The sequence below is a fragment of the Streptomyces odontomachi genome, from assembly GCF_024435355.1.
In the GTDB taxonomy this organism is placed as follows: domain Bacteria; phylum Actinomycetota; class Actinomycetes; order Streptomycetales; family Streptomycetaceae; genus Streptomyces; species Streptomyces odontomachi.
The window spans coordinates 204,839-219,582 of the sequence record NZ_JAMJWG010000013.1 but is presented as its reverse complement, the minus strand read 5'-3'; the positions used below and the strand labels follow the sequence as shown (position 1 = coordinate 219,582).

The 14,744-nt window shown below is 69.9% G+C and carries 16 protein-coding genes; 5 read left to right on the top strand and 11 right to left on the bottom strand.

The genetic code is table 11. The features are described 5' to 3' along the window. Positions 1–152: 152 nt before the first annotated feature. A complete protein-coding gene (locus NQO67_RS25690; RefSeq protein WP_255952620.1) occupies positions 153–848 on the top strand; it encodes a hypothetical protein in 696 nt (231 codons plus the stop codon). 244 nt (positions 849–1,092) lie between these two features. Here the strand turns inward: NQO67_RS25690 and lipB are convergent, their stop codons facing one another. Further along, a complete protein-coding gene (gene lipB / locus NQO67_RS25685) occupies positions 1,093–1,878 on the bottom strand; it encodes a lipoyl(octanoyl) transferase LipB (RefSeq protein ID WP_255952619.1) in 786 nt (261 codons plus the stop codon). Positions 1,879–2,020: 142 nt separating this feature from the next. Between lipB and NQO67_RS25680 the strand changes: the two genes are divergently transcribed. After that, on the top strand, positions 2,021–2,815 hold the full coding sequence (locus tag NQO67_RS25680) for a maleylpyruvate isomerase N-terminal domain-containing protein (protein WP_255952618.1): 795 nt from the start codon (positions 2,021–2,023) through the stop codon (positions 2,813–2,815). 126 nt (positions 2,816–2,941) lie between these two features. On the opposite strand, the gene dapD is transcribed toward NQO67_RS25680, so the two are convergent. The 10 genes from dapD to NQO67_RS25630 form a co-directional block, all read right to left on the bottom strand. After that, the gene (gene dapD / locus NQO67_RS25675) at positions 2,942–3,931 is read right to left on the bottom strand and encodes a 2,3,4,5-tetrahydropyridine-2,6-dicarboxylate N-succinyltransferase (RefSeq protein WP_255952617.1); all 990 of its coding nucleotides are present in this window, start codon (positions 3,929–3,931) and stop codon (positions 2,942–2,944) included. 117 nt (positions 3,932–4,048) lie between these two features. Then, positions 4,049–4,369: a DMT family transporter gene (locus NQO67_RS25670; protein WP_255952616.1), complete on the bottom strand. Its 321-nt coding sequence runs from the start codon at positions 4,367–4,369 to the stop codon at positions 4,049–4,051. Positions 4,370–4,604: 235 nt separating this feature from the next. Further along, positions 4,605–4,943, bottom strand: a complete 339-nt coding sequence (locus NQO67_RS25665) for a metal-sulfur cluster assembly factor (RefSeq protein ID WP_255952615.1) — start codon at positions 4,941–4,943, stop codon at positions 4,605–4,607. Beyond that, the gene (sufU, locus tag NQO67_RS25660; RefSeq protein ID WP_255952614.1) at positions 4,940–5,416 is read right to left on the bottom strand and encodes a Fe-S cluster assembly sulfur transfer protein SufU; all 477 of its coding nucleotides are present in this window, start codon (positions 5,414–5,416) and stop codon (positions 4,940–4,942) included. Before sufU ends, NQO67_RS25665 begins: the two co-directional genes overlap by 4 nt. A gap of 15 nt (positions 5,417–5,431) precedes the next feature. Then, on the bottom strand, positions 5,432–6,700 hold the full coding sequence (locus NQO67_RS25655) for a cysteine desulfurase (RefSeq protein ID WP_255952706.1): 1,269 nt from the start codon (positions 6,698–6,700) through the stop codon (positions 5,432–5,434). A gap of 11 nt (positions 6,701–6,711) precedes the next feature. Further along, positions 6,712–7,476 (bottom strand): Fe-S cluster assembly ATPase SufC, encoded by a 765-nt coding sequence (gene sufC, locus NQO67_RS25650; protein ID WP_255952613.1) that lies wholly within the window; start codon positions 7,474–7,476, stop codon positions 6,712–6,714. 6 nt (positions 7,477–7,482) lie between these two features. Next, positions 7,483–7,815, bottom strand: coding sequence for a non-heme iron oxygenase ferredoxin subunit (locus NQO67_RS25645; RefSeq protein ID WP_255952612.1), 333 nt, complete (start codon positions 7,813–7,815; stop codon positions 7,483–7,485). After that, a complete protein-coding gene (gene sufD / locus NQO67_RS25640) occupies positions 7,812–9,053 on the bottom strand; it encodes a Fe-S cluster assembly protein SufD (RefSeq protein ID WP_374119095.1) in 1,242 nt (413 codons plus the stop codon). The genes NQO67_RS25645 and sufD overlap by 4 nt, the downstream gene beginning before the upstream one ends. A gap of 203 nt (positions 9,054–9,256) precedes the next feature. Next, positions 9,257–10,678, bottom strand: a complete 1,422-nt coding sequence (sufB, locus tag NQO67_RS25635; RefSeq protein ID WP_255952611.1) for a Fe-S cluster assembly protein SufB — start codon at positions 10,676–10,678, stop codon at positions 9,257–9,259. Continuing rightward, positions 10,675–11,454 (bottom strand): helix-turn-helix transcriptional regulator, encoded by a 780-nt coding sequence (locus NQO67_RS25630; protein WP_255952610.1) that lies wholly within the window; start codon positions 11,452–11,454, stop codon positions 10,675–10,677. Before NQO67_RS25630 ends, sufB begins: the two co-directional genes overlap by 4 nt. Positions 11,455–11,680: 226 nt before the next feature. Here NQO67_RS25630 and NQO67_RS25625 point away from each other — a divergent pair, with 226 nt between their 5' ends. The 3 genes from NQO67_RS25625 to NQO67_RS25615 all read left to right on the top strand — a co-directional run bounded on the left by NQO67_RS25625 (position 11,681) and on the right by NQO67_RS25615 (position 14,581). Continuing rightward, positions 11,681–12,604 carry an ABC transporter ATP-binding protein gene (locus NQO67_RS25625; RefSeq protein WP_255952609.1) on the top strand — a complete coding sequence of 308 codons (924 nt, stop codon included), beginning with the start codon at positions 11,681–11,683 and terminating at the stop codon, positions 12,602–12,604. 94 nt (positions 12,605–12,698) lie between these two features. Continuing rightward, a complete protein-coding gene (locus tag NQO67_RS25620; RefSeq protein WP_255952608.1) occupies positions 12,699–13,466 on the top strand; it encodes an ABC transporter permease in 768 nt (255 codons plus the stop codon). Positions 13,467–13,585: 119 nt separating this feature from the next. After that, positions 13,586–14,581, top strand: coding sequence for a COX15/CtaA family protein (locus NQO67_RS25615; protein WP_255952607.1), 996 nt, complete (start codon positions 13,586–13,588; stop codon positions 14,579–14,581). The last annotated feature ends 163 nt before the right edge of the window (positions 14,582–14,744 follow it).

Genomic DNA, 14,744 nt, shown 5'->3' with positions numbered 1-14,744 from the left:
ATGGCGGACCCGTCGCGCCGCACGCCCTCCGTGAAAACGATTACAGTCCCGTGCCGCAGGGGACCACGAAGCGAGCCGGCAAGAGCGCCGCATCGCGGTCCCGGGCAATGACGATCAAGCGATGAAGACACAGAGAAGCAAAGGGAAAAACGGTGCCGCGTACCGCATGGATATCCAAGATCGCCCTCCCCGCTGCCGTCCTGGCACTGGCCTTAACCGGGTGCCGCGACGACGCGGCGGACTCCACCGCACCGGATTCCAGCGGCAGCGCCTCGTCCGACGCGGGCGGCAAGGGGGACACCGGCACGGCGACACCGTCCACCGGCTCCGGGGGCTCGGACGGGTCCGGGGGCTCCGCCGGCGACTGGAACCCCGGTGACGACCCGAAGAACCACGTCCCGAAAGGTGCCGTCGCGTCCTCCCAGGAAGCCCTGAGTGTGACGTTCTGGAAGGGCGGCACGAACGTCACGTTCACGCTCAAGCCCCACAAGCTGGAGACCGGCAACGACGGCAAGCCCGTCCGCAGCCAGACCCTGTACTACCTCCAGGCCGACTTCACGTACGAGAAGGGCGACACGGACCTCATGAAGGAGGCCGCGCACGCCCTGGCGCTGTACGCGGACGAGAACACCCCGGTGGTCATCCCCGATCTGGGAGACGATCCGAAGGTCGCCGGTTGCTTCCTCAAGACCGAGGACGACTTCGGCCAGAAGTGGAGCAAGGGCACCGCCCGCACCGGTTGCGAGCCGTTCCTCGTTCCCACCGGCAAGAAGCCGCACTACATGGGGATCTTCGGCACCCCGCCCGGTCCGGGGAGCAAGATCACCGCGGTCTGGTCGGTGAGCTGAACCGCTGCGGGGAGCGGCGGGGGCGGACGAGGCGGCGCCGGTGGGCACCGCACCGCCGGTCTCGTCAGGCCGAGGTCGTGCCCCGACCGCTCCCCGCCGCAGCATGAGACGCGCTGGTGCCCGCACCGGGAGCCATGTCCGCGCCCGGAGCGGACCGGAGCGGAGTGAACGCCGAAGCGAGCACCTGCCCGAAATCCCGGCTGATGGTCCGTCGGAGGCGCCGCGGGCCCACCCCGCCCCGTTCTCAGCGTGCGCCGAACGCCGCGGCCACCGCGTCCCTGACCGTCCGCTCGTCGGGCGCGGGCCGCTGCTGGGCCGCCGCCATCTCGGCGAGCGACGTCATGGCCACGTCCGGCAGCCCACACGCCGTGAACCGGGTGAACTCCGTCAGGTCCGAGGTGACGTTCAACGCGAAGCCGTGGCTGGTGACGCCCGCCCTGGGGGTACCTCCCACGCCCTTTGGGCAGTGGGGGAGCATGCCGATCGACACCAGTTTCTCGCCGGCCGGCGTCCACACGCCGACCAGGCTCTGCGCTCCTCGTGGCGTGTCGCGGCGCACCGTCTCGAAGCCGAGCAAGGCACATGCCTCGACCAGCCCGTGCTCCACCCAGCGCACGATGTCGGCAGGACCACGGTCGCGCAGGTCGAGCACCAGGTATCCGATGAGCTGCCCAGGTCCGTGGTAGGTGGCCTGGCCGCCGCGGTCCACCGGGACGAGGGGGATCGACGAGCCGACGGGCAACTCGGCGGGCGGCGTCCGGGAACCGTAGGTGATCACGGGCGGATGCGACAGCAGCACCAGACGGTCTCCGATCTCTCCCGCGCGCCGCTGGTCCACCCATCCACGCATGGCGTCGATGGCGTCCGGGTACGGCACTTCACCGAGGTCGACGCGCTCGATCCGCTCGATCCGCTGGATCGGCTCGATCCGCTCGATCCGCTCGATCGTGGGCTCGGTGCGCGCGATCGGCTCGATCCGCTCGACGTCCGGTGCCGTCTGCCCGTCGGCCACCGCCTGTTGCTCGCCCATCCGCCGCCTCCCGGACTCCGTACGGCCCTGCCATGGAAGCAACCCCGCACCACCACCCGGCATTCCGGCCCCGGCCGACCGGGTGTTCCGGTCGCGGGAAAAGGTCGACGGATGCCCGTGGGGCGCTGTTACCGTCCCGGCCATGACCGAAACGGCCGAAACACCTGGCTCGCGTGGCCCGCGCCCCTCACAGAGCCCGCATCCGCACCCGCCCGCCCCGCACGCCTTGTCGGACTCGGACTCGTCGGACCCGGACTCGTCCGACGCGCCGGGCCGCAGCCCCCTCACCGCGTCCGACCTCGAGCGGGCCGTTCAGCTGGCGATCTCGGCGCTGGGCGCGGCACGGGAGAAGGACTGGAGCGTTCCCGCCGGGTCCCTGCGCTGGGACTGCTGGGAGACCGTGGAACACCTGGCGGACAGCCTGCTCTACTACGCCGCCCAGCTGGCTCCGGAGCGGCCGCCGTTGTCGGGGCCCCTTCCGTTCGCCTGGGGCGAGCGCCGGCCCGAGGGACCGGTCAACATCGTCTTCCTGGACCGCGAAGCCGGCACCGCCGGACTGTTCCAGGGCCTTGAGGCGTGTGCCGGGATGCTGGCGGCGATGCTGCGCAGCCGGCCGCCGACCACCCGTGCGTATCACGTCTACGGCGTGGCGGACCCCGAAGGCTTTGCCGCGATGGGCATCGTGGAGACGCTGCTGCACACCTACGACATCGCCGAGGGCCTGGGCATCGGCTGGACCCCGCCCGCCGACCTGTGCGCGGGGGTCATCGCCCGGCTGTTCCCGCAGGTCCCGGCCGGTATCGCCGAACCGTGGCCCACCCTGTTGTGGGCGACCGGCCGGATCGCGCTCGACGGTCGCCCCCGGCGCACCGAGTGGCGCTGGTACTCGGCACCGCACGACGAGGCGCCGCAGGCGCACACGGACGGGAACGCGTAGTCGACGGCGAGCAGCAGGGCCGCGATCGGGCGTGGACGACGCCCCACGCCCGGTGCCCCGCCCCTGGTGCCCCGCCCCGCGTGACGTCGTGGCGGCGCGGGGCCCTGGTGGTGCGGCGCGCAGGCCCTAGTTGTGGCTGTGCAGGATCTCGTTGAGTCCGCCCCAGACCGCGTTGTTCGGGCGGGCCTCGATGGTGCCGGTGACCGAGTTGCGGCGGAAGAGGATGTTCGAGGCGCCGTTGAGCTCACGGGCCTTGACGATCTGGCCGTCGGGCAGGGTGACACGGCTGCCTGCGGTGAGGTACAGACCGGCCTCGATCACGCACTCGTCGCCCAGAGCGATGCCGACGCCGGCCTCGGCGCCGATCAGGCAGCGTTCCCCGATGGTGATGATCACGTTGCCGCCGCCGGAGAGGGTGCCCATGGTGGAGGCGCCACCGCCGATGTCGGAGCCGTCGCCGACGACCACACCTGCGGAGATGCGGCCCTCGACCATGGAGGTGCCGAGGGTGCCCGCGTTGAAGTTGACGAAGCCCTCGTGCATCACGGTGGTGCCCTCGGCGAGGTGCGCCCCGAGCCGCACCCGGTCGGCGTCACCGATGCGTACGCCCTTCGGGGCGACGTAGTCCGTCATGCGGGGGAACTTGTCCACCGACGTCACCGACAGGTGCAGGCCGGCCGCGCGGGCGTTCAGGCGGACCTTCTCGAGGTCGTCCACCGCGACGGGGCCGAGCGAGGTCCAGGCGACGTTGGCGAGCAGGCCGAAGATGCCGTCCAGGCTCTGGCCGTGCGGCTTGACCAGGCGGTGGCTCAGCAGGTGCAGCCGCAGGTACAGGTCGTGCGTGTCGAGCGGCTTGTCCTCCAGGGAGGAGATGACCGTGCGGACGGCCACGATCTCGACCCCGCGGCGCGCGTCGGGGCCGATGGCCTCTGCCGCGTTCGGACCCAGCAGTTCCACGGCCCGCTCGGCGCTCAGCCGCTCGGTGCCGGCCGGACCGGGATCGGGGTTGAGTTCGGGAGCGGGGAACCAGGTGTCGAGGACGGTACCGTCGGACGCGAAGGTGGCCAGACCCGCGGCAACGGCACCGGTGGAACGAGGAGCAGTCGTTTCGGTCATGCCGGCAACCTAACCGGTACGGCGCTGACGAGGCGAACGGTGCACCCTGGTGTCTCGCCAGCCGGTCAGCCGGTCACTCCCCGTCCCGGCACCGGCACGGCCTCCCCCGGCTCCGGTTCAGTGCGCCCCGCCCATGTTCAGCAGGACGACCCCGGCGATGACGAGTACGACCCCGGCGAGCTTCACCGCGCTCACCGCCTCCCCCAGGAAGACCATGCCGATCGCGGCGATGGCCGCCGTGCCGATACCGGCCCAGATGGCGTAGGCGGTGCCCACCTCGATGGTCTTGAGGGTCTGTGCGAGCAGGAAGAAGGCGACGAGATAGCCGGTGACCGTGACCAGCGAGGGTGCCAACCTGGTGAACCCGGCGCTGTACTTCATCGCGGTGGTGCCTGCCACCTCGGCGGCTATGGCCCCTGTCAGCAGCAGATATCCCATGGTTCGCGAGCGTACACAGAGCGACGGGACGGCCTGTGTCGGGCGTGGCGTGACAGGACGGCAGCGTGACAGGACGGCAGCGCGGCAGGGCGACAGGACGGCAGCGAGACGGCGGTAGCGACAGGACGGCCCGGTCCCGATGCCGCGGGTAAGCACGCGTCCGAGACGCCGAAGGGCCGCCTCCCGTGCCTCGGATGGGCGCGGAGAGCGGCCCTCGGGAAAGACCGGTGACCGGTCAGACGTTGAACCCCAGCGCCCGCAGCTGCTCGCGGCCGTCGTCGGTGATCTTGTCGGGGCCCCACGGCGGCATCCACACCCAGTTGATCGTCAGCTTGGTGACGATGCCTTCGGTGGCGGCCTGGGCCTGGTCCTCGATGACGTCGGTCAGCGGGCACGCCGCCGAAGTCAGCGTCATGTCGACGGTGGCGGCGTTCGCCTCGTCGATGTGGATGCCGTAGATCAGGCCGAGGTTCACGACGTCGATGCCCAGCTCGGGGTCGACGACGTCCATGAGCGCCTCGCGGAGTTCCTCCTCCGATGCCGGGGTCATGGTGGCCGAGTCGTTCTCGCTCATGCGGTCCTTGCCTCCTGTGCCTGAGCCTCTGAGGTGCCCAGGGCTTGGGCCGTCGCGTCCTTCCATGCCATCCAGCTCAGCAGGGCGCACTTCACGCGGGCCGGGTACTTGGAGACCCCGGCGAACGCCACCGCGTCCTCGAGGACCTCCTCCATCTCCTCGTCCGGTTCCATGCGCCCCTTGGACTGCATCAGCTCCAGGAAGACGCCCTGGATCCGCTGTGCCTCGTCCAGTTCCTTGCCGACCAGCAGCTCATTGAGCACCGAGGCACTGGCCTGGCTGATCGAGCACCCCTGGCCCTCGTACGAGACGTCCGCGATGCGGGAGCCGTCGTACCTCACGCGCAGGGTGATCTCGTCGCCGCAGGTCGGGTTGACATGGTGCACCTCGGCGTCGCCATCCCTGAGACCACGACCGTGCGGGTGCTTGTAGTGGTCCAGGATGACGTCCTGGTACATCGAATCGAGCTTCACCTGGCAGCCAGCCTCTCAGCCGAAGAAGTTCCGTACGTGCTCCAGGCCGTCGACCAGGGCATCGATCTCGGCAGGCGTGGAGTACAGATAGAACGACGCTCGCGTGGTCGCAGGAATTCCGTAGCGCAGGCAGACCGGTCGAGCACAATGGTGCCCCACCCGGACGGCGATGCCCAGCTCGTCGAGGACCTGACCCACGTCGTGGGGGTGGATGTCGCCGAGCGTGAAGGAGATCGCCGCACCGCGGTCCTCGGCCGTGGTCGGCCCGATGATGTGCAGGTCGGGCACCGCGGCCAGGCGGCGCACCGCGTACTCGGTGAGCGCATGCTCATGCTGGGCGATCTTGTCCATGCCGATCGCGCTCAGGTAGTCCACCGCGGCGCCCAGGCCGATGGCCTGGGAGATCGGGGGCGTGCCGGCCTCGAACTTGTGCGGGGCGGGGGCGTAGGTCGAGGAGTGCATGGACACCGTCTCGATCATCTCGCCGCCACCGAGGAACGGGGGCAGGTCGTCCAGGAGCTCCTGGCGGCCCCAGAGCACGCCGATCCCCGTCGGGCCGAGCATCTTGTGGCCGGTGAAGGCCACGAAGTCGGCCTGGATCGCCTGCACGTCCAGCGGCATGTGCGGGGCGGCCTGCGACGCGTCGATGAGGACCAGCGCGCCGACCTCCTGGGCGCGGCGCACGATCTGCTCGACCGGGTTGACCGTGCCCAGGATGTTGGAGACCAGCACGAAAGACACGATCTTGGTCTTCTCGGTGATGATCTCGTTGATGTTCGACAGGTCGAGACGGCCCTCGTCGGTCAGGCCGAACCACTTCAGCTTCGCTCCGGTGCGCTGCGCCAGCAGCTGCCACGGGACGATGTTGGAGTGGTGCTCCATCTCGGTGATGACGATCTCGGTGTTGTGGTCGACGCGGTAGGGCTCGTCGGCCCAGCCGAGCATGTTCGCCACCAGGTTGATGGACTCCGAGGCGTTCTTGGTGAAGATCACCTCGTCGCGGCTGGGGGCGTTGATGAAGCTGGCGATCTTGTCCCGGGCGCCCTCGTAGAGCGCGGTGGCCTCCTCGGCGAGGACGTGCACACCGCGGTGGACGTTGGCGTTGTACTGCTCGTAGTACTCGTCGAGGACGTCGAGGACCTGGCGGGGCGTCTGGGACGTCGCGGCGTTGTCCAGGTAGACGAGCTTGCGGTCGTCGTGGACCAGACGGTCCAGGATCGGGAAGTCCTTGCGGAGTGCTTCGGTGTCGAGCAGCCCGGTGAGCGCCTCGCGGGTGTCCGTCACGCGGGTGTCCGTCACGCGGATACGCCCCCCTTCACATAGGCCTCGTAGCCCTCGTCCTCCAGCTTGTCGGCAAGCTCGGCGCCGCCGGACTCGGCGATCCGGCCGGAGGCGAAGACATGCACGTAGTCCGGCTTGATGTAGCGCAGGATCCGCGTGTAGTGGGTGATGAGCAGGGTGCCGACCGCGCCGGACTCCCGGACCCGGTTGACGCCTTCGGAGACCACCCGCAGGGCGTCGACGTCGAGGCCGGAGTCGGTCTCGTCGAGGATCGCGATCTGCGGCTTGAGCAGTTCGAGCTGGAGGATCTCGTGGCGCTTCTTCTCACCGCCGGAGAAGCCCTCGTTCACGTTGCGCTCGGCGAAGGCCGGGTCGATCTGGAGCTGCGCCATGGCCTCCTTGACCTCCTTCACCCAGGTCCGCAGCTTGGGTGCCTCACCGCGGATGGCGGTGGCGGAGGAGCGCAGGAAGTTGGAGACGGAGACGCCGGGGACCTCGACGGGGTACTGCATCGCCAGGAACAGGCCCGCGCGGGCCCGCTCGTCGACGCTCATGGCGAGGACGTCCTCGCCGTCGAGGGTGACGGTGCCGCCGGTGACGGTGTACTTGGGGTGGCCGGCCAGCGAGTAGGCGAGGGTGGACTTGCCGGAGCCGTTGGGGCCCATGATGGCGTGCGTCTCGCCCTGCTTGACGGTGAGGTCGACGCCCTTGAGGATCTCCTTCGTGGCGTTCTCGGCCTCGACGGTGACGTGCAGGTCTCGGATTTCAAGCGTAGCCATGGGTGCTCAGGACTCCTGGGTGAGGGAGACGAGCACAGCCGCTGCTTCGCCGTCTCCTTCGATCTTGACGGGGTATACGGGGACGGGGCGCGTCGCGGGAAGGCCGGACGGCTTGCCGGTGCGCAGGTCGAAGCAGGAGCCGTGCAGCCAGCATTCGATCTGGCCGTCCTCCACCTCGCCCTCGGACAGCGAGACGTTCGCGTGCGAGCAGATGTCGTAGATCGCGAACACTTCGTCATCGGTGCGGACCAGTGAGACGGGTGTGCCGTCGATCTCCACCCGTTTCGGGGTGTCCACCTCCAGCTCGCCCAGCTCACAGACTCGTACGTAACCGGTCATCCGACAGACGCCTCCAGCTCCTCTTCGATGCGGGCGATCAGACGCTCCTCGACGTCCGGCAGGCCGATCTGCTGGACCAGCTCGGCGAAGAACCCGCGGACCACCAGGCGGCGCGCCTCGTGCTCCGGGATGCCGCGCGCCATCAGGTAGAACAGCTGCTCGTCGTCGAAGCGGCCGGTGGCGGAGGCGTGACCGGCGCCGACGATCTCGCCGGTCTCGATCTCCAGGTTCGGTACGGAGTCGACGCGGGCGCCGTCCGTGAGGACCAGGTTGCGGTTCATCTCGTAGGTGTCGGTGCCTTCGGCGGCGGCCTCGATGAGGACGTCACCGATCCACACCGCGTGCGCGTCGTCACCCTGGAGCGCGCCCTTGTAGACGACGTTGGACTTGCAGTGCGGGGTGTTGTGGTCGACGAAGAGGCGGTGCTCCTGGTGCTGGCCGCGGTCGGTGAAGTACAGGCCGAACAGCTCGGCCTCGCCGCCGGGACCCGTGTACGTCACCCGCGGGTACAGCCGGACCAGGTCGCCGCCGAAGGTGACCACCACCGACTTGAAGGTGGCGTCCCGGCCCAGCAGTGCGTTGTGCTGGCCGACGTGTACCGCCTGGTCGTCCCAGTCCTGGACGGTGACGACGGTGAGCTTGGCGCCGTCGCCGAGGACGAAGTCCACGTTGGCGGCGAGCACCGCGTCACCGGTGTGATCGAGGACGACCAGTGCCTCGGCGAAGTCGCCCAGCTCGATGAGCTGGTGGCCGTAGGCGGTGGCCGGCTTCCCGTCGACGGGCTCGCCGTGCACCGTGATGCGCACCGGGCTGTCGAGGACCGTCTCCTTGGGGACGGTCACGACCGAGGCCTTCTCGAAGGCGGAGTAGGCCTGGGCGGCCACCCGGTCCACCGGGGTGCCGGCCCGGCCGAGCCGCTCGTCATCGCGGCCCACGGTCTCGACGATGACCCCGTCGGGCGCCTTGACCTCGACCTTCACACCGGATCCGGTGGCGACGGCGGTGCCGTCGTGCAGGCCGCGGAGCCGCTCGAGAGGGGTGAAGCGCCATTCCTCCTCGCGCCCGTGCGGTACCGGGAAGTCCGCCACGTCAAAGGACGGCGGCGCACTCATGCGCGTGGCGACAGTCGACTCTGCGGCCGTCGCGATCGAGCCGGCGGTGGCGGACGCCACCGGTGGGGGTCCTCCCTGGACCGTCGCACGTCGCTGGTCCGCAGGGGGATTCTGGGCCTCGGCCATGGCTTGGGTTCTGCTCGCTTTCTGCCTCGTCGTGCTCGTCCGCCGATGGCGGCTTGTGGACTCTCCGCGTGCTGTCGCGCACCGTCGGTACGTGTCGCTCACCGTCGGTGCGGTGTGCGCACCGAAAGTCCCCGCCGCCCTGCGGCGGCACTCGCGGGGCCCAGCCTCCGAGCCCCGCGACCTCTGTGGGCGCTGCGGGATGGTCAGCCCACGGCGCCTTCCATCTGCAGCTCGATCAGCCGGTTGAGCTCCAGGGCGTACTCCATCGGCAGCTCCTTGGCGATCGGCTCGACGAACCCGCGCACGATCATCGCCATCGCCTCGTCCTCCGACAGGCCGCGGCTCATCAGGTAGAAGAGCTGGTCCTCGGAGACCTTGGAGACGGTCGCCTCGTGGCCCATGGACACGTCGTCCTCGCGGACGTCGACGTACGGATAGGTGTCCGAACGGGAGACGGTGTCGACGAGCAGGGCGTCACAGAGCACGTTGGACTTCGAGCCGGCGGAGCCCTCGCCGATCTCGATCAGGCCGCGGTAGGACGTACGGCCGCCGCCTCGCGCCACCGACTTGGAGACGATGTTCGACGAGGTGTTCGGGGCCATGTGGACCATCTTGGCGCCCGCGTCCTGGTGCTGGCCCTCGCCCGCGAAGGCGATGGAGAGCGTCTCGCCCTTGGCGTGCTCGCCCATCAGGTAGATCGCGGGGTACTTCATGGTCACCTTGGAGCCGATGTTGCCGTCGACCCACTCCATGGTCGCGCCCTCGTAGGCGACGGCGCGCTTGGTGACCAGGTTGTAGACGTTGTTCGACCAGTTCTGGATGGTGGTGTAGCGGCAGCGGGCGTTCTTCTTGACGATGATCTCGACGACCGCGGAGTGCAGCGAGTCCGACTTGTAGATCGGCGCGGTGCAGCCTTCCACGTAGTGGACGTAGGCACCCTCGTCGACGATGATCAGCGTCCGCTCGAACTGGCCCATGTTCTCCGTGTTGATCCGGAAGTAGGCCTGGAGCGGGATCTCCACGTGCACGCCCTTCGGCACGTAGATGAAGGAGCCGCCGGACCAGACCGCCGTGTTCAGCGCGGCGAACTTGTTGTCACCCGGGGGGATGACGGTGCCGAAGTACTCCTTGAAGAGCTCGGGGTGCTCCTTGAGCGCGGTGTCGGTGTCCAGGAAGATGACGCCCTGCTCCTCCAGGTCCTCACGGATCTGGTGGTAGACGACCTCCGACTCGTACTGCGCGGCGACACCGGCGACCAGGCGCTGCTTCTCCGCCTCCGGGATGCCGAGCTTGTCGTAGGTGGCCTTGATGTCCTCGGGGAGGTCTTCCCAGCTCTCCGCCTGCTTCTCGGTGGAGCGCACGAAGTACTTGATGTTGTCGAAGTCGATGCCCGACAGGTCCGAGCCCCAGTTCGGCATGGGCTTCTTCTCGAAGAGCCTGAGGCCCTTGAGACGGAGCTTGGTCATCCACTCCGGCTCGGACTTCTTGTTGGAGATGTCCTTGACGACGTCCTGGCTCAGGCCGCGTTTGGCGGCGGCACCGGCCACGTCGGAGTCGGCCCAGCCGAATTCGTACTTGCCCAGGCCTTCCAGCTCAGGGTGGGCGGTCTCCGTGGGGAGAGTCATGCGGGGTTCCTCCCGGCCGTGCTTTCGGATGGATGAACGTCGGTGTGAGCGGTCTCGGGCGTGCGGTTCTCACCGGGGTCGCCCGGGACGAACGTCGTACAGACACCATCACCGTGGGCGATGGTGGCCAGCCGCTGCACATGGGTACCCAGCAGGCGCGAGAACGCCTCCGTCTCGACCTCGCACAGCTGCGGGAACTGCTCCGCGACATGGGCGACCGGGCAGTGGTGCTGGCAAAGCTGCTCACCAGGCCGCGGCCCCGGAGTGCTGCGCGCTGTGGCAGCGTACCCGTCGGCCGTGAGCGCCCGGGCCAGCGCCTCGACGCGCGACTCGGGGGAAACGGCCTCGATGGCGACGCGGTAGCTCCTCGCCAGGGCCTCGACACGATCACGTGCGAAGGCGGCGACGGCGGCTTCTCCTGCTGCCCCACCGCCCGCCGAGCGGGCGATCCAGCGCAGCGCGTCGGCCGCGAGCTTGTCATAGGACTGTTCGAATGAATCGCGGCCACAGTCGGTCACCGCGAACACCTTGGCAGGGCGACCACGGCCACGTGCGCCGTAGACCCGCTGGTCACGAGGCTGGACGACATTATCGGCGACCAGCGCATCCAGATGCCTGCGCACTGCGGCCGGAGTGAGCCCCAGGCGCTGGGCGAGGTCTGCCACCGTCGAGGGGCCGTGGTCCAGGATGGATCGCGCGACCCGGTCACGCGTGGAGATGTCCACACGTGCACTGGCCGCGAGCTCCTCCTGCGGACCCTCGCCGACGTTTTTCACAACGCCATTGTTGCGTAATTCTTCAGAGCGTGACAAGCCAACTGGGGACCAACTGGCGTGCCGTGCGCCACTTAGGGTTACCTAACTCACACAGTCCGGGACCTGCGGGAACGCCCGGTCAGGGCCGCTACGCCGTGCGCCCGGCCGCCACCGTGTGCCCCGACATGCCGCAGGAGGTGGCCGCCCCGCCGGATCCGCATCCGCGGTACGAACCTAGACTTCCGGCATGCGAAGTGAGCCGGTGGTCCATGTGAGCGGCCTGGTCAAGCGGTACGGCACGAAGACCGCAGTCGACGGTCTCGATCTGACCGTGCACCCCGGCATCACCGCCGTACTCGGCCCGAACGGCGCCGGCAAGACCACCCTGGTGGAGAGCTGCGAGGGCTACCGCAAGCCGGACGCCGGCACGGTCAGCGTCCTCGGGCTCGATCCGCACCGCCAGGCCCGCGCACTGCACCCGCGCATCGGCGTGATGCTCCAGTCCGGCGGCGTCTACTCCGGCGCACGCGCGGACGAGATGCTGCGCCATGTGGCGGGGCTGCACGCGCACCCCCTGGACGTCGACGCGCTGATCGAACGCCTGGGTCTCGGCAGCTGCGGTCGCACCGGCTACCGGCGGCTCTCCGGCGGGCAGCAGCAGCGCCTGGCGCTCGCCATGGCCGTGGTCGGCCGCCCCGAGCTGGTCTTCCTCGACGAGCCCACCGCCGGCCTCGACCCGCAGGCCCGCCACGCCACCTGGGACCTGGTGCGGGAGCTGCGCGGCGACGGCGTCAGCGTGATCCTCACCACGCACTACATGGACGAGGCCGAGCAGCTCGCCGACGATGTCGCGATCGTCGACGCGGGGCACGTCATCGCGCACGGCACCCCCGAGGAGCTGTGCCGCGGCGGCGCGGAGAACACCCTGCGCTTCACCGGACGCCCCGGCCTGGACGTGGCGTCCCTCCTCAAGGCGCTGCCCACGGACGCCGCCGCCGCCGAGCTCACCCCGGGCTCGTACCGGGTCACCGGAAAGGTCAATCCCCAGTTGCTGGCCACCGTCACCTCCTGGTGCGCCCAGCACGGCGTGATGCCGGACCGGATCGCGGTCGAACGCCACACTCTGGAGGACGTGTTCCTGGAGCTCACCGGCAGGGAGCTGCGGGGATGACAGCGCTCGGGGCGGCCGTCGACCGGCCCTCGCACAGCAGGGAACGGGCCGAGGGAGAACACAGCATGGAACTGACCGGTAGGGAGCCGCGCGGATGAGCGCCGGTACGTACACACCGCAGCCCGGGGCGGCACCCCTGTCCCGGATGATCGTCTCCCAGGCCGCCCTGGAGACGAGGATGCTGCTGCGCAACGGCGAGCAGCTGCTGCTCACCGTGGTCATCCCCACCCTGTTGCTGGTGCTGTTCAGCTCCGTGGACATCGTGGACACCGGCGCGGGCAGGTCCGTGGACTTCCTGGCACCCGGCATCCTCGCGCTCGCCGTGCTGTCCACCGCCTTCACCGGCCAGGCCATCGCGACCGGCTACGAGCGGCGCTACGGCGTGCTGAAGCGGCTGGGCACCTCGCCGCTGCCGCGCTGGGGGCTGATGACCGCGAAGACCCTGTCGGTGCTGGTCACCGAGGCCCTTCAGGTGATCCTCCTGACGCTGATCGCCCTCGCCCTGGGATGGTCGCCGCACGGCAACCCCGCTGCCGTGCTGCTGCTGCTCGTGCTGGGCACGGCGGCCTGCTCGGGGCTCGGGCTGCTGATGGCCGGCACCCTCAAGGCGGAGGCGACGCTGGCCGCGGCCAACCTGGTCTTCATCCTGCTGCTGGTCGGCGGCGGCGTCCTCGTGCCGCTCGACAGGTTCCCGGACGCGGCCCAGGCGGTGCTCGGGCTGCTGCCGCTCTCCGCGCTCTCGGACGGGCTGCGGGACGTGTTGCAGCACGGGGCCTCCACCCCCTGGGGGGACCTCGGGATCCTCGGCGTGTGGGCCGTCCTCGGCCTCGGCGCCGCGGCCGCGCTCTTCCGCTGGGAGTGACGTCGGGACGACCCGCGTCAGCCCGCGCTGACGCGCCCGGACCCGGGGGCGGACCTGCGGCTTCTGCGTGGAACATCCCCTCGTGAAGGCGTGCACAAGCAGCCCCTTACGATGGTTCGGTGCCCCAAGTGACCCGAGACGACGTCGTGCAAGCCGTACGCAATCCGCTCGCCTTCATCGCCGAGCGCTGGACTCCTGCCCCCCGGACCGTGCAGAGGGCCGCGTTGGCCGCTCTCGTCATGGCGATCGTCATCGTGGTCACCGGCGGCGCCGTCCGGCTCACCAGCTCCGGCCTGGGTTGCCCCACCTGGCCCAAGTGCACCGACGCATCGCTGACCGCCACGCCGGCCATGGGCTTCCACGGCGCCGTCGAGTTCGGCAACCGGATGCTGACGTACGTGCTGTGCGCCGCGGTCGGCTGGGCGATCATCGCCGCGCGGTCGGCGCAGCCCGGGCGGCGCAGCCTGACCCGGCTCGGCTGGGCGCAGTTCTGGCTGGTCATGGGCAACGCGGTGCTCGGCGGCATCGTCGTCCTGGTGGGTCTGAACCCGTACACCGTGGCCTGCCACTTCCTGTTGACCTCGGCATTGCTGGCCGTCGCGACGCTGATGTGGCAGCGCAGCCGCGAGGGTGACGAGCCGGCCCGGCCGCTGGTCGGCAAGTCCCTGGTGCGGTTGGCGTGGGTCCTGATGGTGGCGACGGGGCTGCTCGTCGCCGTGGGCACGGTGGTCACCGGCGCCGGGCCGCACGCCGGCGACTCCAGCGAAGTGCCGCGTATGCACGTGAGCTGGGAGGCCGTCAGCCTGGTGCACGCGACGCTGGCATGGGTCGTGGTGATCCTCACCCTCGCGCTGTGGTTCGCCCTGAAGGCCGTCGACGCCCCGGCCGGCCCGCTGCGCCGCACCCGGCTGCTGTTCCTGGTGCTGCTGGCGCAGGGCGTGATCGGCTATGTGCAGTACTTCACCGACCTGCCCGAGGCCCTGGTCGCGGTGCACATGCTCGGATCGGCACTGGTGTGGGTCGGGGCGCTGCGGGTCCTGCTGTCGATGCGCGAACGCCCCTGGACCGCGCCGGGCGTGCCCGCGCAGCAGGACTCCCAGCTCTCGGCGGTGTGAGCCCGGGTATCCGGTACCGCGGGGACGCGCCGGGGCGCACCACGGCTTCCTGCTCGACCCGCAACGTGCTGCCGGTCGCTCCCCCGCTGCCTTGAAGGCGTGGGCGGTACCCCCGTCCCGCGCCCTGCTCCCGTCTTGCGCTTCTTCCCGGCCGCGCCGACCC

What these genes read in the sequence shown, in the direction of transcription:
- NQO67_RS25645 (WP_255952612.1), bottom strand. Translation starts at nt 7,815, where the DNA reads ATGACCGGTTACGTACGAGTCTGTGAGCTGGGCGAGCTGGAGGTGGAC.
- NQO67_RS25620 (WP_255952608.1), top strand. Translation starts at nt 12,699, where the DNA reads ATGAGCGCCGGTACGTACACACCGCAGCCCGGGGCGGCACCCCTGTCC.
- NQO67_RS25665 (WP_255952615.1), bottom strand. Translation starts at nt 4,943, where the DNA reads ATGAGCGAGAACGACTCGGCCACCATGACCCCGGCATCGGAGGAGGAA.
- lipB (WP_255952619.1), bottom strand. Translation starts at nt 1,878, where the DNA reads ATGGGCGAGCAACAGGCGGTGGCCGACGGGCAGACGGCACCGGACGTC.
- sufB (WP_255952611.1), bottom strand. Translation starts at nt 10,678, where the DNA reads ATGACTCTCCCCACGGAGACCGCCCACCCTGAGCTGGAAGGCCTGGGC.
- sufD (WP_374119095.1), bottom strand. Translation starts at nt 9,053, where the DNA reads ATGGCCGAGGCCCAGAATCCCCCTGCGGACCAGCGACGTGCGACGGTC.
- NQO67_RS25625 (WP_255952609.1), top strand. Translation starts at nt 11,681, where the DNA reads ATGCGAAGTGAGCCGGTGGTCCATGTGAGCGGCCTGGTCAAGCGGTAC.
- dapD (WP_255952617.1), bottom strand. Translation starts at nt 3,931, where the DNA reads ATGACCGAAACGACTGCTCCTCGTTCCACCGGTGCCGTTGCCGCGGGT.
- NQO67_RS25670 (WP_255952616.1), bottom strand. Translation starts at nt 4,369, where the DNA reads ATGGGATATCTGCTGCTGACAGGGGCCATAGCCGCCGAGGTGGCAGGC.
- NQO67_RS25680 (WP_255952618.1), top strand. Translation starts at nt 2,021, where the DNA reads ATGACCGAAACGGCCGAAACACCTGGCTCGCGTGGCCCGCGCCCCTCA.
- sufC (WP_255952613.1), bottom strand. Translation starts at nt 7,476, where the DNA reads ATGGCTACGCTTGAAATCCGAGACCTGCACGTCACCGTCGAGGCCGAG.